At 58.5% G+C, this 18,858-nt stretch carries 24 protein-coding genes and 1 pseudogene; 14 read left to right on the forward strand and 11 right to left on the reverse strand.

Annotation, left to right across the window (positions count from 1 at the left end; genetic code table 11):
- Positions 1-257 (forward strand): hypothetical protein (locus tag AC5IJH_RS17155; protein WP_491904049.1); only part of this gene is annotated, 257 nt, incomplete at its 5' end.
- Positions 258-469: 212 nt separating this feature from the next.
- On the opposite strand, the gene AC5IJH_RS17160 is transcribed toward AC5IJH_RS17155, so the two are convergent.
- From AC5IJH_RS17160 to AC5IJH_RS17170, 3 genes are all read right to left on the reverse strand, one after another.
- Positions 470-1,504: a hypothetical protein gene (locus tag AC5IJH_RS17160; protein WP_491904050.1), complete on the reverse strand. Its 1,035-nt coding sequence runs from the start codon at positions 1,502-1,504 to the stop codon at positions 470-472.
- 245 nt (positions 1,505-1,749) lie between these two features.
- Positions 1,750-2,184: a hypothetical protein gene (locus AC5IJH_RS17165; RefSeq protein ID WP_491904051.1), complete on the reverse strand. Its 435-nt coding sequence runs from the start codon at positions 2,182-2,184 to the stop codon at positions 1,750-1,752.
- Positions 2,185-2,243: 59 nt separating this feature from the next.
- Entirely contained in the window at positions 2,244-2,798 is a 555-nt protein-coding gene (locus tag AC5IJH_RS17170) for a TetR/AcrR family transcriptional regulator (protein WP_491904052.1), read from the reverse strand.
- Between the two features lie 299 nt (positions 2,799-3,097).
- Between AC5IJH_RS17170 and AC5IJH_RS17175 the strand changes: the two genes are divergently transcribed.
- The 3 genes and pseudogenes from AC5IJH_RS17175 to AC5IJH_RS17185 all read left to right on the forward strand — a co-directional run.
- A complete protein-coding gene (locus AC5IJH_RS17175; protein WP_491904070.1) occupies positions 3,098-3,382 on the forward strand; it encodes a M61 family metallopeptidase in 285 nt (94 codons plus the stop codon).
- Positions 3,383-3,405: 23 nt separating this feature from the next.
- Positions 3,406-3,903, forward strand: coding sequence for a M61 family metallopeptidase (locus AC5IJH_RS17180; protein ID WP_491904053.1), 498 nt, complete (start codon positions 3,406-3,408; stop codon positions 3,901-3,903).
- A gap of 15 nt (positions 3,904-3,918) precedes the next feature.
- Positions 3,919-4,152: pseudogene (locus AC5IJH_RS17185) on the forward strand (M61 family metallopeptidase); the annotation flags it as partial.
- A gap of 965 nt (positions 4,153-5,117) precedes the next feature.
- On the opposite strand, the gene AC5IJH_RS17190 reads toward AC5IJH_RS17185, so the two are convergent.
- Together AC5IJH_RS17190 and AC5IJH_RS17195 are read right to left on the reverse strand one after the other, a co-directional pair.
- Positions 5,118-5,453: a recombinase family protein gene (locus tag AC5IJH_RS17190; protein WP_491904054.1), complete on the reverse strand. Its 336-nt coding sequence runs from the start codon at positions 5,451-5,453 to the stop codon at positions 5,118-5,120.
- 616 nt (positions 5,454-6,069) lie between these two features.
- Positions 6,070-6,510, reverse strand: a complete 441-nt coding sequence (locus AC5IJH_RS17195) for a hypothetical protein (RefSeq protein WP_491904055.1) — start codon at positions 6,508-6,510, stop codon at positions 6,070-6,072.
- Between the two features lie 148 nt (positions 6,511-6,658).
- On the opposite strand from AC5IJH_RS17195, the gene AC5IJH_RS17200 reads away from it, so the two are divergent.
- Complete coding sequence (locus AC5IJH_RS17200) at positions 6,659-7,231, forward strand: TetR/AcrR family transcriptional regulator (protein ID WP_491904056.1); 573 nt, start codon at positions 6,659-6,661, stop codon at positions 7,229-7,231.
- Positions 7,232-7,262: 31 nt separating this feature from the next.
- Here the strand turns inward: AC5IJH_RS17200 and AC5IJH_RS17205 are convergent, their stop codons facing one another.
- The 3 genes from AC5IJH_RS17205 to AC5IJH_RS17215 all read right to left on the reverse strand — a co-directional run bounded on the left by AC5IJH_RS17205 (position 7,263) and on the right by AC5IJH_RS17215 (position 10,804).
- Positions 7,263-8,891, reverse strand: a complete 1,629-nt coding sequence (locus AC5IJH_RS17205) for an FAD-dependent oxidoreductase (RefSeq protein ID WP_491904057.1) — start codon at positions 8,889-8,891, stop codon at positions 7,263-7,265.
- A 252-nt stretch (positions 8,892-9,143) separates the two neighbouring features.
- Positions 9,144-9,446, reverse strand: a complete 303-nt coding sequence (locus AC5IJH_RS17210; RefSeq protein ID WP_491904058.1) for a hypothetical protein — start codon at positions 9,444-9,446, stop codon at positions 9,144-9,146.
- A 200-nt stretch (positions 9,447-9,646) separates the two neighbouring features.
- Positions 9,647-10,804 carry an FAD-dependent monooxygenase gene (locus AC5IJH_RS17215; protein WP_491904059.1) on the reverse strand — a complete coding sequence of 386 codons (1,158 nt, stop codon included), beginning with the start codon at positions 10,802-10,804 and terminating at the stop codon, positions 9,647-9,649.
- Between the two features lie 133 nt (positions 10,805-10,937).
- Here AC5IJH_RS17215 and AC5IJH_RS17220 point away from each other — a divergent pair, with 133 nt between their 5' ends.
- Both AC5IJH_RS17220 and AC5IJH_RS17225 read left to right on the forward strand, forming a co-directional pair.
- Positions 10,938-11,516 (forward strand): TetR/AcrR family transcriptional regulator, encoded by a 579-nt coding sequence (locus AC5IJH_RS17220; RefSeq protein ID WP_491904060.1) that lies wholly within the window; start codon positions 10,938-10,940, stop codon positions 11,514-11,516.
- A gap of 75 nt (positions 11,517-11,591) precedes the next feature.
- Complete coding sequence (locus AC5IJH_RS17225; RefSeq protein ID WP_491904061.1) at positions 11,592-11,825, forward strand: hypothetical protein; 234 nt, start codon at positions 11,592-11,594, stop codon at positions 11,823-11,825.
- Positions 11,826-12,379: 554 nt separating this feature from the next.
- Here AC5IJH_RS17225 and AC5IJH_RS17230 read toward each other — a convergent pair.
- From AC5IJH_RS17230 to AC5IJH_RS17240, 3 genes are all read right to left on the reverse strand, one after another.
- On the reverse strand, positions 12,380-12,820 hold the full coding sequence (locus tag AC5IJH_RS17230; protein WP_491904062.1) for an RES family NAD+ phosphorylase: 441 nt from the start codon (positions 12,818-12,820) through the stop codon (positions 12,380-12,382).
- On the reverse strand, positions 12,820-13,239 hold the full coding sequence (locus tag AC5IJH_RS17235; protein WP_491904063.1) for an Xre family toxin-antitoxin system antitoxin: 420 nt from the start codon (positions 13,237-13,239) through the stop codon (positions 12,820-12,822). The genes AC5IJH_RS17230 and AC5IJH_RS17235 overlap by 1 nt, the downstream gene beginning before the upstream one ends.
- A gap of 546 nt (positions 13,240-13,785) precedes the next feature.
- Complete coding sequence (locus AC5IJH_RS17240) at positions 13,786-14,094, reverse strand: tyrosine-type recombinase/integrase (RefSeq protein ID WP_491904064.1); 309 nt, start codon at positions 14,092-14,094, stop codon at positions 13,786-13,788.
- A 317-nt stretch (positions 14,095-14,411) separates the two neighbouring features.
- Here AC5IJH_RS17240 and AC5IJH_RS17245 point away from each other — a divergent pair, with 317 nt between their 5' ends.
- The 7 genes from AC5IJH_RS17245 (at position 14,412) to AC5IJH_RS17275 (ending at position 18,601) form a co-directional block, all read left to right on the forward strand.
- Positions 14,412-14,705, forward strand: coding sequence for an alpha/beta fold hydrolase (locus tag AC5IJH_RS17245; protein ID WP_491904071.1), 294 nt, complete (start codon positions 14,412-14,414; stop codon positions 14,703-14,705).
- Positions 14,668-15,018 carry a hypothetical protein gene (locus tag AC5IJH_RS17250; protein ID WP_491904072.1) on the forward strand — a complete coding sequence of 117 codons (351 nt, stop codon included), beginning with the start codon at positions 14,668-14,670 and terminating at the stop codon, positions 15,016-15,018. Before AC5IJH_RS17245 ends, AC5IJH_RS17250 begins: the two co-directional genes overlap by 38 nt.
- 491 nt (positions 15,019-15,509) lie before the next feature.
- Positions 15,510-15,872, forward strand: coding sequence for a PadR family transcriptional regulator (locus AC5IJH_RS17255; RefSeq protein ID WP_491904065.1), 363 nt, complete (start codon positions 15,510-15,512; stop codon positions 15,870-15,872).
- A gap of 1 nt (position 15,873) precedes the next feature.
- Positions 15,874-16,167: a permease prefix domain 1-containing protein gene (locus AC5IJH_RS17260; protein WP_491904066.1), complete on the forward strand. Its 294-nt coding sequence runs from the start codon at positions 15,874-15,876 to the stop codon at positions 16,165-16,167.
- Positions 16,119-17,708: an ABC transporter permease gene (locus AC5IJH_RS17265; protein WP_491904067.1), complete on the forward strand. Its 1,590-nt coding sequence runs from the start codon at positions 16,119-16,121 to the stop codon at positions 17,706-17,708. Before AC5IJH_RS17260 ends, AC5IJH_RS17265 begins: the two co-directional genes overlap by 49 nt.
- Before the next feature lie 225 nt (positions 17,709-17,933).
- A complete protein-coding gene (locus AC5IJH_RS17270) occupies positions 17,934-18,287 on the forward strand; it encodes a hypothetical protein (protein WP_491904068.1) in 354 nt (117 codons plus the stop codon).
- The gene (locus AC5IJH_RS17275) at positions 18,287-18,601 is read left to right on the forward strand and encodes an FtsX-like permease family protein (RefSeq protein ID WP_491904069.1); all 315 of its coding nucleotides are present in this window, start codon (positions 18,287-18,289) and stop codon (positions 18,599-18,601) included. The genes AC5IJH_RS17270 and AC5IJH_RS17275 overlap by 1 nt, the downstream gene beginning before the upstream one ends.
- Positions 18,602-18,858 lie beyond the last annotated feature (257 nt).

Below are 18,858 nucleotides of genomic sequence, written 5' to 3' on the forward strand. Positions count from 1 at the left end.
GGCCCGATATCTTTGACGGCGAGAAGCTGGTGGAAGGAAGCGTCTACTCTAAAGGCGGTCGCGCGTACCGCGGAACTAACCTGATCGGCTTGAGCGTCAGCTATCTCGCGCTGCCGGCGACGAACGCGGACGCGTGTACCCGGCGAGCTCAGCAAAACCATGGAGAGATGACCATGTCGGACGCCATCAACGCACACGGAGCGAAACTGATGCATGGCAGCACAAGTGAAGGCGCCACCTGCCACCTCATCTCGTAAGAGGTGTACTGGACGTTTCGTAACGAGACGTGTTTCCTGTTCGAGACGGATCTGGCGTCAATTTGTCCGGACGCGGACGTTGAGAAACGAGCGCTGACGCAACGAGACTATGAAGCGTTGCGAGAACGGCTGCGCTGCATTGTGAAGTCGATCCGCTTCGCGCCACGCTGACGCGTATCAAGCGCCCTCGACTCGCCTGCTCGTGAATCAAGTCATCTTGGTAGCACGACTCCGTTGAGGTCCGATAGACGCATCTCCAGCCCCCACCCATATCGATTCGGCGTGAGGTCGGCGTGGATCGATGGCACGAGGGCGACGACGACCTCATTGGTTCCGCGTCGGAGTGGGAGATCGAAAGATCCATTCTCAAGCGACATTCGGCCGTCCGGATTGCGACGCGCGCCCTCAACGCTATAAAGGTTTCGTCCCTCGGCGACACGCTCGCCATTCAAGAAGACCCACACTTGGCCGATCCAGCCTACCGACACATGCTTTGCCTGCTCCCGGTCTGAGATGACGGTGGAGCGGAGCCAGGTAAGCGGGGGCGCTTCGAAGCGCAGCGGAAACTCGCGATTGAGATTAACCATTCCGAAGCGCTCGGCTGCGATCGGCTTCCAGTTTCCAGACGGAGCAAGTCTCGCGACATCTGTGTTGTTCGGGGGAGCAGAGAATCGTGCGAGTGGCGCCAATTGCCACTGTCGCAGATACCGATGATCAGAGATGGTCGGGTCTGGCGTTGCTGTGGAAGGCAGACCTCCGGTCGCTCCGGGAGTGACCTTGAGATTCGCGTAATACGCTGGTCCTTTCAGCTCGAGGCGGCCCGCCATCGAACGGCTCTCCAGGCTGCCCACCGCGAGAGCGGGCGTACTCGTCCAGTTCAGGTACACATTCATGCGATGGCCGGAGACGACGAGTCTGAGGTGATTCCAGCCTTCGAGAACCAGGGCCTGCGTCTGGAATTGAGGATAAGAGTTCCACAGCAGGAAGCCGTGAATCACGGGTGAGTACTGGATGCAGTCGTTCGAAGCGCGACAGTCCGGGGAACTCCGGATATAGAACTCTTCGCCGTTCTCTGCGAAGCGATCTCCCTGAACACGGAACTGAATGCCGGGAATGTCCTCGCCGATCGGCTTCATATCGAACTCGATCGTGCCGTCGCGGAAGGCGAGGTCGTCCAACTGGGCAGCGCCAGACTTAAGCGCGAGAATGCCTTGCGGGAAGCCCTCCTGCTGGATGAAATTCAGCACCGGCCTGATTCCACCTGGGATGGGTGCCAGGGCGTGCCAATGGTCTTTTGTGAGCGGCACACGGATCGGCGCCGTCGGAGGGCTGCTCTGCGCCCCGAAGACGTTACCGGCAAGAAGCAGGGCACTCAGCCACGTCAGTGCCGATCTTCGAGAGGGATGTCCGTACGCTCGGATCTGCGTTGTTCTTCGCTGTGGTTGTTGTTTGGTTTCCGTCGACGCTGCCGGATTGGACCTGGATGCATGCTTCACTGTTTTACGTACACCAGTTCGCCCGCGTATTGCGGCTGGCCCGCCGGCCAGGACAGATCCACCCACGCCTTTCCGCTCTCCACGAGCGTCATTCGCCCCTCGCCCTCGGGTTTACCATCACGCTTCACCTGATAAAGGAGCACCGTCGGGCCCTCTGCTTTGACGCTCAGCGTCAATCCCGGCGTCGGTGCGGAGCGATGGATCGCCATCGGCTGTCCGTCGGTCTTACCAGTGACGACTTCGCGGAGGGAGGGAATCTCCCACTTGATCCCGCCGGTCTGATCGAGCGTGAAGCGATAGGCCTCTGCGGCCTGATCCTTCACTCCGGGTGTGCTGCGGCTTGCATCCAGCACCCATGTCCCGTTCCAGGCACTTTCCTGTGCCGATGCGAGCGGGCCGAGTAGTGCAACGATGAGAAACACGAGCTTCATATCAGGCTTCCTTTCTTTGATGTGACGGGCTTGGATGACTGCTGTGCTGATGCAAATCCTCACAGCGTAAGGAGACGCAGCGCACCGCGGATTGCACGATGGAACGGATCCGGAGATCCCGCCGCACCCGCCAGCACGTAGCCCCCCTGAATCGTGGCAATCAGCGCAGCGGCCAATTCATCCGCATTCGCGCCGGCGGAGATTTCGTGCGCGGCCTGAGCTTCTTCGATCACACTCTGCAGCCTGAGTTGCAGCCACCGGAAGGTATCGTCGAGGGGCTTCCTGAGCCGCTCGTCCCGGGCAATCTCCGGGTCCTGTGTCAGTTTGCCGATCTGGCATCCCCTCAGTGCTTCGCGCGACCGCAACATGTAACCGCGGATTCGCTCGAGCGGTGTTTCGACGCCGCCCAACCACGCCTCCGCGCCATCCCGGAAGAGCACCGCACTCTGCTCGATGGCTGCCAATGCAAGATCCGCCTTGCCTCTGAAGTGGTGGTACATGCTTCCTTGTCCCGCGCCCGACCTCTCCTGGATGGCCTTCGGACTCATGCCCACGTAGCCCCGCTCCCAGAGAAGCTGTTGGGCGCTCTGGACAAGACGCTCCCGAGAGGTCATAATCTGTACCTATTAGTACGTACAAACGACGCGTGGTGCAAGGCAATCGACGGTCCGGCACTTTGACGACGGATTGCGACTCTTGGAGATTTCATTTGCTCTTTCCTGTGTGTCCCCTTTGGCGGACGGATCGGCAATCCCTGGCCACGTTCGTCGGCAAGGCTACAGTGTCAGCGATTCTACTGCTGGCAAGTGGGGTACGGGCTCAATCCAAGTCGAAGCTTCCGCAGCCGTCGCCACTCCCGGCGCCGATACCTGCGCCTCGCGATGTTCGGTACCCGGGAGTCATCCAGTTGCACGTGGATGCGACGGATGTGTTGCGGCGTATCTACCAGGTTCAGGAGACCGTGCCGGTGCAGGGCGCGGGCGTGCATACATTTCTCTTTCCGCAGTGGAGACCAGGCGACCACGCGCCGAACGAGCCTCTCGGTCAATTCGCCGGACTGGTCGTGATGGCCGGCGAACACCGGCTCCACTGGGAGCGGGACCCTGTGAATGTCCATGCCTTTCGCGTCAGCGTACCCGCAGGAGTCAGAGAGCTCGACCTGCGCTACCAATACCTCGGGCGACAGACGCGAATATAGGCTCGGTTCTGATTACCCCCACGATGCTCGGGGTCCAGTGGCAGACGCTGATCCTGTATCCGGCAGAGTCGTTCACACGGGACATCCAGTACCGTCCGTCACTGACACTGCCCTCCGGATGGAACTACGCAAGCTCCCTCGATGGCGGCACGCGAACTCGGGATACCGTCAGCTTTCCGACTCTGGCGCTCGACTCGCTGTTCGATCAGCCGGTCATGGCTGCTCGCTTTCTGAAGCAGATCACGCTGCTCAGCCAGCCGGTTCCGGTGCGTCTGGATATCGCCGCGCAGAGCGAAGCGGATCTCGTCAGCCTGCCGGCATCCATCCGGCTGTTTACGCCGCTCATGGAGCAGGCGTCCAAGATGTTCGGCTCACGCCACTACGACCATTACGACTTTCTTCTATTCGCATCCGACGAGATGAGCACCTATTACGAGCACCATCGTTCCGGTGAGGGAGTGGTTCCGGCCGAGTACTTCAAAACTGCAGCCTCCACTCCGAATGACATTCCGACGCTCTAATATCTTGCACACGGTTACATCCACTCCTGGAACGGCCTCTACCGGCGTCCTGCTGAGATGTGGACGCCCAACCTAAATACGCCGGAGCGTGACTCCCTGCTCTGGGTGACCGAGGGACTGACTGAATACTGGGCCGATCTTCTCTCTGCGCGGGCTGGAGTGCTTGACGCACGACACCGTCCAGGAACTCTATGCGGATCTGGGCGCCAGCATGATGCGGGATGCAGGGGCAGAGTGGCGCACACTTGAGGACACGTCGAACGAACCGCTCATCTCCTTCCGGAACCCGGTGTCATGGGCGAGCTGGCAGCGCAACATGTTCAGTGCCTATAGCCAGGGCCAGATGATCTGGCTGGAGGCGGATGCGATCATCCGGCACCAAAGCGGTCAGAAGAAGTCTCTTGACGACTTTGCGCGCGCCTTCTTTAGCGGTGACGACGCGGGTGACATCACCAGAACCTACACACTCGACGACATGATTGCGACCCTTCAGTCGATTCAGCCATACGAATGGCGTGAGTTCTTCGACTCACGTGTGCGGGAGTATGGCCCGGGCCGACTCGCGCATAGCATCGAACGCAGCGGCTACAGGGTAGTCTTCTCCGATCAACCGTCTCCCGATGAGCAGTCGAGCAAGACTCTCAACCTGATCGACTCGCTTGGAATGCGTGTCAGCCCTACGGGTTGCCTCTACGAGGTCCAGTGGAATGGACCGGCCTTTCAGGCGAGCCTGACAGGGGGAGAGACAATCGCCTCTGTCAACGGGCAGCCCTACAAACCGGACCTTCTGGTGCAGGCGATTAAGCAGGCAACAGCGGGCGGACCGATCGATCTGACAGTGAAGCGCGGCGCATCGCAGCAGACGACCTCGATTCATTGGACGGGTGGGATGCGGTACCCACATCTCGAGCGCGTCGAGGAGCACCTGCTTTGCTCGATGACATGCTCGCCCCGAGGTCTTGAGACTCGTAAGCGAGAGTTCTTAATACTGTCCAAGCTTTCACAGCAAGCGCAGGTCACCCCTTGCAAGCGGGTAAGACGGCCGCGAAACCTGCTCCCGCTCTCCTCCCCCGGAGACTGTGTTGTTCCAGTCGCTGGCATCGATCCACAGCAGCCCTCTAGAGGAAACGTACATATGGAAGTGCTGCAACAATTTGACGTACTGGGCATTGGGACGGACGTGTTGGTCATGCCCTCGGCGCGGTGCTGGCGCATCAGCTCGACGATCTGCGGCGCGGCGGGATGGGGTCTTTGGTCTGTCGTGCCTGAGCGATGGATTCGGCCCACCGTGGATTGCCGAGCCGGGTGCCGCGTCTGCGGGCGGCCTGGAGCGCCCCCTTGGTCCGCTGCGAGACGGCCTCGCGCTCGCGCTCGGCGAAGGCGGCGAGGATGTGGATGGTGAGCCGGTTGGCCTCCGGCATGTCAGCGGCCACGAACTCGACGCCCGTCTCCATCAGCCCGGAGATGAAATGGACGCTGCGGGCCAGCCGGTCGAGCTTTGCAATCACCAGCGTCCCCCGCTGCCGCCGGCACAGCTCGACGGCGCGCAAGAGCTCGGCCGGTTGGTCTGCCGCTGGCCGGATTCAACCTCGGTGAACTCGGCAAGCAGGGAACCGGAGCCGAGAAAGGGGCCCACGGCCTCGCGCTGGGCTTCAAGTCCCAAACCGCTCGCGCCCTAGCGCTCGGTCGAAACCCGGTAGTAGGCGACAAAGCGGGCATCCGGGGCGGCCATCTCAGGCCAGTGTACTCGTCTGAAATCACCGTTCAGTGAGTACAGACGTGGCGGGCCGTTATCCAAAAAAAAGTTTTGAATTCGCCTGAAAACGCTGTTGCGCATTACTCAGAGTCAGGGGACCCGCGCCGCAGTTCCTGAGATCGCTACTAATTGGTCGGCCTTTCTTATGTTTATAAAAGGCGATGGGGCCATGTTGATTCTGACCCCGCCAGTTCAGTTACTGGTCGGAGTCATGCCACCATCGACCCGCAAGTTCACTCCCAAGCATCCTTGCTGGGCTGGTGGCAGTCGTCATGACAGCGTGGCCTGATCTTCACTCCAACTGAAGAGTAAGACACTGTCTACGCCTGTAACTTGCAGATGTAGACAGTGTCTAAACGCGCGTTGGTTAGAAGAGAGCTTGCTATTTTGGCGATTCGGCGCCGGGTCGATCAGTTTGTGATCTCCGTGACTGGCTTGCTGGTTTCGGCCTCTAGCGCCGCCACGACTTGGCGATAGGAGCGTCCGTTGAGATGCAACACGGCGTACCCTGGCTTGCTTCCTGCGCCCTGGTAGATGACCGTTAGAAAGCGGTCGTGCTGAACACGGCCCGTGAACGGCGTACGGATGCGGGTTACAGACTGGTCGAGGGCCAGCGACGTGATTTGGTCATAGGGAATGACTAACGAACTGTGGTCCTTGGCTTCAAAGGTCAGATTGCGCTCGTCTGACTTAAGCGTGAGAGTACCTTTCTCGGACTCAGTGTGTCGTGCGTCTTTCTGGCTCACAAAACGAGTGTTTGCGAAGGTCACCTGTGCGTGAGCCGAGGGGAGGGAGAGGATCGAACCGGTGAGAAGAGCAACTGCTGCGATCATTGTCTGTGTGCTTGCCATGATATTCCTCCTTGTACGTTTTACGTACATGTATATGATGGAGAGGTGTAAAAGAGGATTCAAAAACGTACATGTACGTAAACAGAGCGAAGGAGGCAAGCGAATGACTTCGAGATCACGTCGGGATCGGGAACGGCAGGAGCTTGTAATGCGCATCCTGGACACTGCAAGGCAGATCATTGCTGAAGAGGGTCATGACGCTCTCACCATTCGGAAGATTGCTGAACGGATTGAGTATTCGCCAATGGCTCTCTACAGCCACTTTGCGGATAAGACGGCTATTTTGCAGGCGCTGGCTAGAGAGACATTCGCCAAGCTTGAAAAGCAGTTTCCAAAACCAGGCAAGAATCCCTTACTGTCCCTTCGTAAAGGAATGCTCACCTATATCGATTTCGGATTGCAACATCCGGAGGAGTACCGCATCACCTTTCTCACTTCGCTGCCGGGCAGCAAACGCAAGCGAACAGCCAGTCTGGACAACATCCCCGACGATACGGGAGGCCGCCGCGCCTTTGAGTTCCTGGTTGCGAATGTGACGGCATGCATCGAGGCGGGCTACTTCACGGGAGATGCTTTTCGAATTGCGACTGCACTCTGGGCTGGCCTTCATGGCGTGGTCTCGCTACAGCTTACTCAGAAAAACTTTCCTTTCGGGCAAAAACAAGCATTTGCGGATCTCGTCGTGGACACACTGCTCAAAGGACTGGGGTGCTCAGTATGAGCTTCCTTCCGCAAGTCCGGACTCGATTCATCTAAGAAGAAGAAAACTTCGCCAGGTATTCATGGATGTACGAAACGGACATACTACCTTCGCCTACCGAGCTGGCAACACGTTTTATTGAACCGTTGCGAACATCTCCCGCACAGAAGATTCCTGGGATGCTGGTTTCTAGGGCAAATGGCATACGTTCGAAACCCCACGTGCTCAGGTCACGTCCGGTGAGCACATAACCCTGCGCATTTCGTTCGATCTCTTGTGGAAGCCACTCCGTCTTTGCAGTAGCCCCAGTCATGATGAAGAGTGCCTTTGCGTCTCTAGTGATTGTGACGGCTGAACCCTGAGGCGGGATTTCGCTCGTCTTGATACGTTCCAGATCATTGTCACCGTGTGCCTCAGTGACCTGGGTATAGGGTTCCACCCGGATATTGGCCTTCTCTTCCAGTTGCCGTACGAGGTATTGCGACATGCTTTGCTTGAGACCGGGACCGCGAACGAGTAAAACCACCTCAGCTGCGTAGCCCGAATAGTACACGGCGGCTTGTCCGGCTGAATTGCCACCACCTACGATAAAGATCCGGTGACCTGCGATAGCAACTCTGTCGAACAGCGAGGCACCGTACAGAATCCCTCGTCCTATAAACCGGTCGTGATTGGGAAAGCTTAACCGATTCCACGATACCCCTGTCGCCAGCAGAACAACGCGTGCGCGTATCGAGTCTCCACAATCCAGTACGATATTGTGTTCGAGCTCGTGCGGCTCTATCTTCTCTACACTGCGTGTGACGAGAACTTCAACGCCAAAGCGCGCCGCCTGCTTGAGCGCCCGTTCGCTCAGGTCGTTCCCAGAGATGCCGGCAGGAAAGCCCAAATAATTCTCTATGCGTGATGAAGTACCTGCTTGGCCCCCCACGCAAAACCGGTCTACAGCGATAACCGAAAGACCTTCAGATGCGCTATACACGCTCGCCGCCATGCCGGCAGGTCCAGCGCCTACGATGACGACGTCGTAGAGGTCTTGTTTTGGCTTCGTTTGAAAGCAGAGAGCTTCAGCAACTCGACGAAGATTCGGTTCTTCGACCGTCTCGCCGTCGGCGACCACCGCTACCCGAGTTCCAGGTTCTTGTTCTGTACTAGGAGGTATCCAGTCGTACTGAACTCGATTAGCCGATAAAAATGCTCGGATGCTGCGGCAATTTGGGTCAAACTTGGACCCGAAGATGCGCACGCGCGCAGAGGGAGTTTCTTTCACAATCTGTTGCGCCATCGCGGTGCGGGTGCCTATGACCCGAAAGATGGTCTCGGCAGCAGAAGGACTCTGGCGCATAAGCTCTTGCAACTGCTGACGCTCAAACCGGGCTACACGGCACGTCGTTAGAGCACGAAGAGTGACTGTGCTGCTCGTTCCCATGAGCACCGCCATCTCTCCCGCCATCTGCTCCGCGAGAACACGTCCGAGAACTCGACTTTGACCCACGATGTCTTTCGTGATCTCTAGTTCACCTTCAAGCACGACAAAGAAACGCGGTTCTTCGCCCTCGCGAACCAGCCATTGACCCGTGTCCAGGTGAACGTCAGCCGCTCGCTCGGCGAGTCCAACCAAGTCTATTTCTCCTAGCTCTCCGAAGAGTGCCACTCTCTTTAGATCTTCCAAAGTGATCATTTTTCGTCCTAATGATTTGAAGTCTACGCAACATTGGAAGCGACATGTTGACGAGAACATGATCGCTAAGAAAGGAATCTGCCACTCATGCGGATCCAACAAGAGTCATCGCTAGAAATGCTAACAAAACGTCCGTCGAGGCTGTGGGTTTGTGGGACGCGTTCCGCGTTCCACGCTCGCCCTGGCGGGCGAGCGTGAAATCCATAGCCTTGCCCGGTGTGCCGAGGCAGTCGACTGACCTACTTCTTTCCTTTATGAGCCGGGGCATGGGACGGCTCGGGCGTGATCGGGGCCGCTTGCTGCTGCTGCTGGGGTGGCCAGGTACTGTTCGATCCGGTCATCCTGCTCCTGAAGATCGTTCAGGCTGCTCCTAAAGGGTAGCCAGCCAAGAGCCAGCCCGATCACAATCCCGGCAGCCAGGATGAGGCTGCGCACCAGCCAACTGATCTCCGAGATGTTTTGACGCACCTGGGCGGCAGCCTGCCCAATGGCATGTAGTGGGGTAGCCAGAGCCTGCGTTGTGTGTCGCTCAATCTCAGCGGTCTGGCTGCGCACGGCGTTCTGGATGGCGCTGCATTTATGCGGCGATTGTCCTTGTGCCGGTCGACGTAGTTCTGGATTCTTCTCCCTGCACCCTCATCCGCCTTATCGGCCTTCGCTGGCCGGCTGCGCGCCAGAACTCAAGTTCCTCCTTCTGGAATTTCCCCAATCGAGAACAAGTGTAGGGAACGGCTATTCTCACGACTGATCTGCGGCTAGCCAAGACCGAGCTGTTCGTTTCTCCACTGAATGGCCTCTTCCGAACCAGGCATGAACATCTTCAGACCGACGTCAACGGCCTTTGACTGGATGTCCTCTATGACCGGGCGGAAGCTGTCGTTGTACTCCTTGAACGCTGCAGCAAGGTCATTCGGGTGCTTTTCGAATGCCTCTCCCAATGCTGCAGCACCAAGGATCGCCACGGAGCCTCCCATACCGGCCGCAGGCGAAGGCCCGTAGCCGGCATCTCCAACGAGAGCGACACGCCCTTTCGTCCAGGACTTCATATGAACCTGGCAGAGCTTGTCGAAGTAGAAGTTTTCACTGCGACTCATCTCGCCAAGCAGTTCAGCGGTTCTCCACTTGCCTCCCTCAAAGGACTTGCGAACCATGCGTTTCTGTTCGTCCTGCTTCCTGCGGTCGTGAGGAATCTCGTCAACAGATGAGAAGCAGAACGCGATATCCGTCTTGCCGTTATAGGTGTTGAGCATCACCGTTTTGCCAGGCACGCTGAACATTTCCGAGGTGTTTTCTTCCATCAACAGCTTGGGAACAATCGTGAGCGAGAAGTAGTTTTTGAGGAAAACCACAAAAGCAGCTTCCTCGCCGAAGCACAGCCTCCTCACGGTGGAATGGGTGCCGTCGCACCCGAACACAAGAGAAAAAGTCTGCTTTCGTCCACTCGCGAAGGCGACATCGACCTGCTCTTCTGAGTCTTCCATGGTCAGGATGCTGTCAGCAAATACAAACTCGGCTCGCTCTTTGACTTCGTTGAAGAGCAACTCGAGTAGCGTATCCCTTTCGATCTCGTACTCTTCTTCCGGCTCCTCGTCTGCCTGCGCTTCGTGCTGTTGATGCAACGGCAAACCTTCTTCATCGAGAAACAACACCCGCCTGGGCGGCAGGGATTGAGACTTGATGCGGTCGAGCAAGCCCATGCGTCTCACCACCTCGATAACGCCTTCGCGTATGTTGACCGGGGTTCCGCCCCGACGCAGATCGCTCGCCATTTCGACGACTGTCACCGCGTAGCCAAGCCTCTTCATCCACCACGCTGTGGCCAACCCGGCAAAACTCGCCCCGGAAATGAGAACACTGAGAGCCTGTTCATCGAAACATCTACCCGTACCGGCTTGTTGCCCTGAAATCTTCACTAACGAGTCCTCCGTAAAATTATACTAAGTATAAATGTTGATGATGTAAAGTACATGCATGGGCTCCGAAGCGGCCTTCAAATCAAATCGACAGACTCGGAAGCGCTTGTCTACACGGCAGAGAATCTCTGACGTGGCAACACGCCTGTTCTTCGAGCGAGGGTTCGACGGCGTGAAGATCGAGGAAATTGCCGAAGCGGCGGATGTTTCCCGAATGACCGTCTTCAATCACTTTCGACGCAAAGAAGACCTGTTCTTTGATCTGGATGACGAGGGTCGCCGAGACCTGCTGGATGCGATCGAGCGGCGCCCACCTGGGACCTCACCCGTCGAAGCGGTACACCGTTTTGTTCATTGGGCTGTGCGCCATCAGCGTCCCTATGTGCGCCTCTTCGATTCGCACAGTGAGAGGTTCATGACAACCCTGCAAGCAAGCGAGGCGTTGAAAGCTCGCGCCAGAGCCATTCGCGACGAACTGACGGATGTCCTCGCCAGCGCATTGGCGAGCGCAGCGCAGCGCATACCTCCCGACCCTACCGTGAGTCTCGCCGCATCTCTGCTCGTGGCTACGTGGACTCTCGCGGTCATGGAAGCGCACCGCACGTTTCAGCAGAACCAAGACGAAGACAAGGCAACCACCTGCTTTCTGTCGCTTATCGACCTGGGCACGAAAGGAGTAAGGGCCGCCCTAGAAGGGAGTCCGTATGTCTGAACTTGTTCGCATCTCCATTGCTCTCTTGAAGTTCGGTTCGAGGCCGGTATCAGTCAATCTGATACCCTGCCCACGATGAACACATCTGAAATTGTTGCGGCACTGGATGCGGAGATTGCTCGGCTCGAACACGTCAGAGCGATCATCGCTTCTACATCTGGATCATCAATCGCCAAAGCAGGGAAGCAGAGAGGACGCCCTGCCGAAAGCAAGAGCGTCGCTCCCAAGCGCGTCCTCTCACCGGAAGCACGCAAGAAGATTGGCGACGCGCAGCGCAAGCGGTGGGCCGCGCAGAAAAAGCAAAGCTGAACGGACGATCGAACCGGCCATTCCGCCGGTTTGCCCTTGCATCATGGCTGCGGTGAACATAGAGCCATGTGGGTAAACACGTACTTTGTGCCACGAGTACCTTGTGCTAGGGACTTGCGCACAGCTCCTTGAGATCTTGCATCCGACATAGCGTGCGCTCTCGTATCTGCGTCTTCAGCTCGTAGACTTTATGGAACCCACCGGTTACGTGACATCGACGCTGCCTCAGTGGCGTTTGCAGGCGACAACTTCCGCGGGAAGTCTTTGAGCTCACGGTCACTATGTTGCTGATTAGTCAAATCCTGCCTGGAACTGGGTCCTTGCTTTAAAAGCTGCACCCGAAGGACTCTGCATCTTCGAAGGTCGCGGCCTTCGGCATAACCTCGGCGAAGCAATCGGCCTCCTCGCGAGCATCCTCGGAGCGAATTCCAAGGCCAAAGGGGCAATGCGCCTTCAGGTCCGAAGGGATCCGGGAACCGGGGCAAATTGTGCTTTTCGTATCCGAGGGTCTCCGTGGCCCGGCGCTTGATCGAGGCCGATTCGTTCGCCACCCCTTATAGCTTAAGCCGCGGATCGAGAGGGTATGGAAGCACGTCAGTGATCCTAAAGCGCTGGGCCTCCGGATGAGTTGGGTTGAGGAGACAGTTCCACGTCTCCGGCACCAGTGCGCTCGGCACTTGCATCAGGACGCTTTCGTTCCGTTCCAGCCACGAGGAGCCGAGATCGCGAGTGTGTTCGAGTCGAACGGTCCAGTCCTCCGGGAGGTCGTCTAATCGTATCGCTCGGGAAGGGAGGTCGGGGCCTTTGACGCACAATAGGGTGAACTCGGGCGGCACGTCATTGGCGCTGGTATGAACGCAAACTTCGAGCAGCGCAGCAGCCGGCGACTCTGCCAGGTAGACGATCGGACGTCCGGCGTGGTGCCATCGCCCGGCTGCTCTGAGACCCCCCGCTCCTGTCAGATCACGATGCCGGCTGATCCGCCACAGGACCATCAGACGAACATGCCTTCGTCGATCTGGATCAGTAACTCCTCGACGATCCGGCTGCCGGTGTCGGTCTGGAGCAAGGAGAGCGGCGTGCGTCCTTCGAGCCGCGGGTGCGGCTTGCGCAACCAGGCCAAGGCGCGTTCGCGGGTTCCGTAGATTGTCTCTGTAAGAGAGAGCACGCGAATGACGCGCAGCACACGATCGGACTCCTCGACCGTCAACTTTTCGCGGCGAGAGCGTCGATGCTGCAGTGTGCGCGAGGGGATGATGACGGCGTCGATCTCTGCATGCCCAAGGCCGAGCGCGAGCAGGCGCTTGATCACCGAGGGAGCAAGCCGCCCCTCCACGATGCGCAGCACTTCGCTTTCGGTTTTTGGTGCTGGGAGTCCGAGCCAGTCGCCGATCTGGAGATGCGCGGCATGCATGGTCTCCAGTATGCCACGAACGCGGCGGCAAAGTGTCAGAACAGCTAGACAGGAGGGGTCAACAGGTGCGGCTCCTGCTATCGCCGCAGCCGAGAACGCGGGATGAAAGCAAATCCATAAGGGCTCTCCTGAGGGTGCAAGAAGCGTCGGAATGCCAACCGTGTGTTTCCTTGCAAATGGAACAGAACACTTAGATGTGAGCCTGAAGCGGCTGAGTTTGGAAGGTGAGCGCGAGATCCAGCCCGCATAGTTTAGGAGGGGTGCCAGCCCGATCCGAGTGGGTTTGAATCACGTTGAGGTCTACGCCCCCACGACATTCTTGGGGGACGAACGAGAGAACAGACGAGAGAACAACTGGTGCAACGGAGCCTGCCGAATAGGCTCCCTCCACTCCTGCCGATTCCGTCTAACTCCCACATGATGCGCGGCTTGCCAGCCTGTCACGGCAGAGGTCGCGGGTTCGAGCCCCGTCGTCCCCGCCATACATTCTAAAGCACTTATAGGATGTTTGGACCTACAGTGACAATCCACAATCCAATCCACAAATCACTGCACTAGACGACCTCCACGTCCTACAGCGTCCAGGAAGGCCCCTTGTGCTGACTGCTTTTCGTCGCGATCATCCTGCGTGTAGAGATTCATGGCCGTGCGGATGTCACTGTGCCGCAGGATCCCTTGAACCGTCTTCGGATCGACCTTTCCCTTGTTCACCAGCCATGTGCTCAGGCTGTGACGCAGGTCTCTAGGATGAATGCTAGAAGGACGGCTCGACTGACCGCTAGCCCCCTTCGAGAAGGTCCGGTTCCTCCAGGTCTCCAGAACCGGAGGGAAGACACCCGCAGTTAGGCGGCACATGAACCACTTCCGGGGATCCCGCAACAGCGTTCATAGTCCACAGTTGTGTAGCCCCAAGCGAGGAAAAAAGTGCCGCTGCTCCACATTCTTTGGCCAGCCGGTTACACTGGAGCTCTCCTTGGTCGTATGAAGCAGCGTTCCCGACGAGGTTCACAACACGTGGCGCAATCGCGCTAGCTGCTTTCGTTTGAGGAACTACTGCGCTGCTCGCGCAGTCGCTCAGCTTGTCAGCTCAGACTGGTATCGCCGAGGACGGCTACGCGCTGTTCGAAGAGCCTGGGCGGATGGTGTCCATCGGACAGGGAGCCCGGCTCAGTATGTATTGTGTGGGCAAAGGGCGGCCGACGGTTGTGTTGGAATCCGGTTTCGGTGGAGGGACCTATCACGAGTGGCACAAGCTGCAACCCGCGTTAGCTAAGGTTTCGCGCACCTGCTCCTATGATCATGCAGGATATGGCTTCAGCACACTAGGCACTGACTTACCTCGTGACGTACGACACGACGTCCTGGATCTCCATTCTCTGCTCGAACGATCCGCCGAGACTGGTCCGTACATACTGGTCGCCCACTCAGATGGCGGTCACATCGTCGGTGCGTACACCGACTTGTAATCCCGCAGAGGTTGCAGGGCTCGTCTTCCTTGATGCAGCCATGCTGGTAGATAAAGAGCAGATCAGCGGGCCGGAGAAGAAGCCCAGCTCTGCGATACAGCACTACTACCTCTCGCAGCTCAACGATATTCGGAACTGCCTGAAGCGTACAGACATGCACACGGCGCGTTTAAGCCGCTGCCGGGCGATCCTTGCCTCGACAGCGCAGAGACGGCTGCGCTCCCGGCGCGAATGGCAAGGACGATTACAAGGATCGCTGCGCGTCCGGATGGATGGCGGGCCTATTTATCAGAAGCTCAACAGCACTACTTAAGCGGCGATCTGACATGGGAGGCGTCGCTGCTCCCGCACCAATGGCAGCATCTTCCAATCCGAGTGTTTACGGCGAGTGTCGCTTCACTCGATGACGAGCGCTCCGCTGCTCTCTACGGGCTGAGAGCTACAGATCACGCGGCCATCGCTGAAGCGAGAAACGGATGCAGCCGATGGGAAGGTCTGCAGAGGCGCATATGTGGGCTCTCGGATCGCTGCCGACTCGATCAGATTCTAACGGCTATGCACGAGGTGCAAAATGCGGTTCCAGATCAGGTCGCAGACGCCGTCCGCTACATGGTTCTGGAGGTAAGGAACACGAACAAATGACCGGTGTCCGCTGGTGCGTCGGAACAGCGTTCGCGACTGGCAACTTGCCACCTCGTCCGATCCTCCCCATTCGCTTGAGTAATCATTCGAACCGGATCAGCCAACTCCCGTGAAAGCGGGCTTGCTGAGTGAATCCGTCAGGTTGTAGGGTGTCTACACCCTATGGCGCAACAGGATTCTGGTTACAAAAACCGCATTGAGCTACTGCAGGGCACGCTCGACATGCTGATCCTCAAGACGCTGCAGTGGGGTGAGCAGCACGGCTACGGCATAAGCCGCGCGATTCAAGCCACGTCGGGTGAGGTGCTTCAGGTAGAGACGGGATCTCTGTACCCGGCGCTGCATCGCTTGGAGCGACAAGGCTGGGTGACAGCCGAGTGGAAGAAGAGCGAGAGCAATCAGAGGGCGAAGTTCTACCGGATCACTGCGCTCGGGAAAAGGCAGCTGGCCTCGGACTACGAACGCTGGGGACGAATGGTCGCTTCCATCGAGGAGATCATGAGCGCGACCAGAAGTAAGGCATGAGGTGCAGGTATGCATCCGCTTCGACGGCTGTGGAACGCACTCGGACGCAAAGATGAGTTTGAGCGAAGAGCTCGAGAGTCATTTGCGCATGGCGATCGCCGATCGTATCGCGCGTGGGGAAGCTCCCGCCGAAGCTCGGAGCAGGGCGATGCGTGAATTCGGCAACATGGCTTTGATTGCCGTCGTCAGCGAGAGCGTTGGGGCTGGCTCACACTCGAGCACCTCGGGCAGGACCTCCGTTTTGCCATGCGACAGCTGCGCCGTTCTCCCGGCTTCGCTCTCACCGCGATCTTGACGCTCGCGCTCGGCATCGGCGGGCTGACCACGGTTGCTACCTGGACGAATGCAGTCCTGTACAACCCATGGCCGCACGTCGCCGCACCGCGGGAACTCCGCTTCATCGATGCCACGGTGCTTGGGAACAGCGGCTACTCAGTCCACTACGACCACTACGAGTTCTTGCGCGATTCGGGAGGTTCCTGGCGGGAGGCAGTTGCCTTTTCGATGTCGCCGGTCAACCTGACTCAGCCTCGCGTGCAGCCGCTGGTTATCAGCGCCGGCATCGTCTCCTTGAACTACTTCCAGTTTCTCGGTCTCAGTCCCGAACGTGGTCGATTCTTTCAGCCAGACAGCGACGACCGCGCCTATAGCAAGCACAACGAGATCGTCCTGTCCGATGGCTTATGGAGAGGTCGATTCAACGCCGATCCTGCGATAGTCGGCCGCGTTCTTTCCATCAACCACCACGATTTCGTTGTGGTCGGCATTGCACCCAACGAGTTCGCCGGCATCTTTGGCGGTGTTGCAGAGGCAGCGTGGATCCCACTCTCTGCCCTTCGTGATTTGCTGGTCGGCTCTTCGCCAGATCCCTTGCTCGACATGCACTACGGGCTGCAAGTCGCGGTGCGCCTCCGACCGGGCGTAAGCGATGCAAGAGCAGCCGCCGAAGTCCACGCTCTGGCGCACGCCTTCTCTCTGAAGTCCGGGAAGAATCAGGGCGGCTGGGATCTGAACCTGCGGGACGCTGCACACTTCCAACGCGGCATCTTCAACATGATCGGGTCACAGTTGCCAGTCTTGATCGGCGCGTCGGTTCTGTTGATCGGACTGGTCTGTATTAACATCGCCTCCTTGCTCGGCCAGCATGCCGCGCGCCGTCGCCGCGAGGTCGCGATTCGAACAGCGTTGGGTGCATCACCAGCCCGGATCGCAGGGCAGGTTCTTGCAGAAACGGGCATGTTGGCCTTTGCGGGCGCAGCGGCAGGGTGGCTGGCAAGCCTGGTATGGCCCGTGGGCTCTACCTCTTGCTACCTGACTTCGGTGTCCCTCTCTCCTTCAATCTGCACAGCGATACACGCATTCTCTTTTTCGTCGCGGCCGTTGCCGTTAGCGTCGCGCTGGCCTGCGGCCTCTAACCCCGTGCGCCAGGCGTTGCGCGTGTCGCAGAATGAGGCGCTGCATGAGGGCGGGGCGGCGGTTGCCGGCGCTCCTCGCAGGCGGATCGGCCGCGCCATCACGCTCGGCCTGCAACTCGGCATCTGCTTCATCGTGCTGGTGTGCTGCGGTCTGCTCACACGTACGGCGCTCAACATTGCGCATCGGTCCGTTGGCTTCGACCGCGCCAACTGCCTAACCGCGGAACTCGATCTCTCCCGAGCCGGTTACAGTGTGGAACGCGGCCTGGCCTTGCAAGCAGCGCTTCTCGATCGGCTTCGCTCCACACCTGATATCGCATCCGCGACGCTCACCTCGCATCCTCCGATGGGGACGACAACTCCGGGAACACTCAGGACATCGGTGTGCCAGGATATGTTCCGGCGAAACACGAAGAAATGAGCGTTATCACTGACTTTGAAGGTCCTGAGTTCTTTCACGTCCTCGGCATCGCCATGCGGCACGGTCGCGACTTCACCTCCGGCGACACTGCGTCGTCGACTCCAGTCGCGATCATCAATGATGTGATGGCACACCGCTACTGGCCAGGTGGAGACGCCGTCGGCCGCAACGTCCTGACGGCCGGATCGAGACCACACGATAGCGCCGGTCGACCACATCGCCCTCGTGCGCCAGGAAGATATCTACGGGCGGGCTCATCGCATCATCGGCATCGTTGGTGGCTTCGCCTATGCAGATCCGGCAAACACCGATCCCGAACCCTTGCTCTTCGTTCCGCTCACACAGCATTACTCGAGCAGCTTCTTTGTTGTGCTTCGTGGGAGCAGTTCAGTTGCAGAGATGACGTCGCAACTGCGCCAGGCGACTGGAGGTTTCGATAGCACGCTACCGATCGAAAGTGTGCGCACGCTCGAGGATCTGGCAGCCGAGCGCTACCAGATTTCCCGCATTCCTGCAGAGTTGCTCAGTGTCTATGCGGTCTCGAGCGTGCTCGTGGCTATGCTTGGCCTAACGCCGTAATGGCCTATTCAGTGATCGAGAGGCATCGCGAGTTTGCGCTGCGCATCGCTCTTGGTTCCACACGGGCCGCGATCTTTCGCCTGGTTCTCGGCGGCAGCATCTGGATCGCTGTCGTCGGAATCCTGACCGTTGGCATCGGTTCCATCCTTGCTGTGCGCCTGGTACGTTCCATGCTCTTTGGAGTCACACCGTTCGATCCGGCAAGCTGCTGTGCTGCCGGTGTCTTGTTGCTGGCGACCGTTTTCATTGCGGGGATCTCCCCGGCTCGCCGGGCCTCAGCCGTCGAGCCGATGCAGGCACTCCGCACTGAGTAGCTGTTCAGGTTTTCTTTCCAATTGGACAGCACGCCACATTGGCAATCCTCGGAAGCTAAGTGGGGAGAAAGAGCAGATTACGACCAGCAGCGGGGCTGGTGCTCTACTGCTTTGCGAGCCACTCTTCAAAATCCGCGCTCCGGAAACGCCGGAGCTTGCCCACATGAACGCCGAGTATCGAGCCGCATCGGGCGAGCTTCTGCAATGCTTTTTGAACGAATGTTGATCCACCGACGCGGTCTCCTCGTTATCGAGGA

The organism is Candidatus Dedyshia acidiphila, from assembly GCF_051025295.1.
Lineage (GTDB): Bacteria > Acidobacteriota > Terriglobia > Terriglobales > Acidobacteriaceae > KBS-83.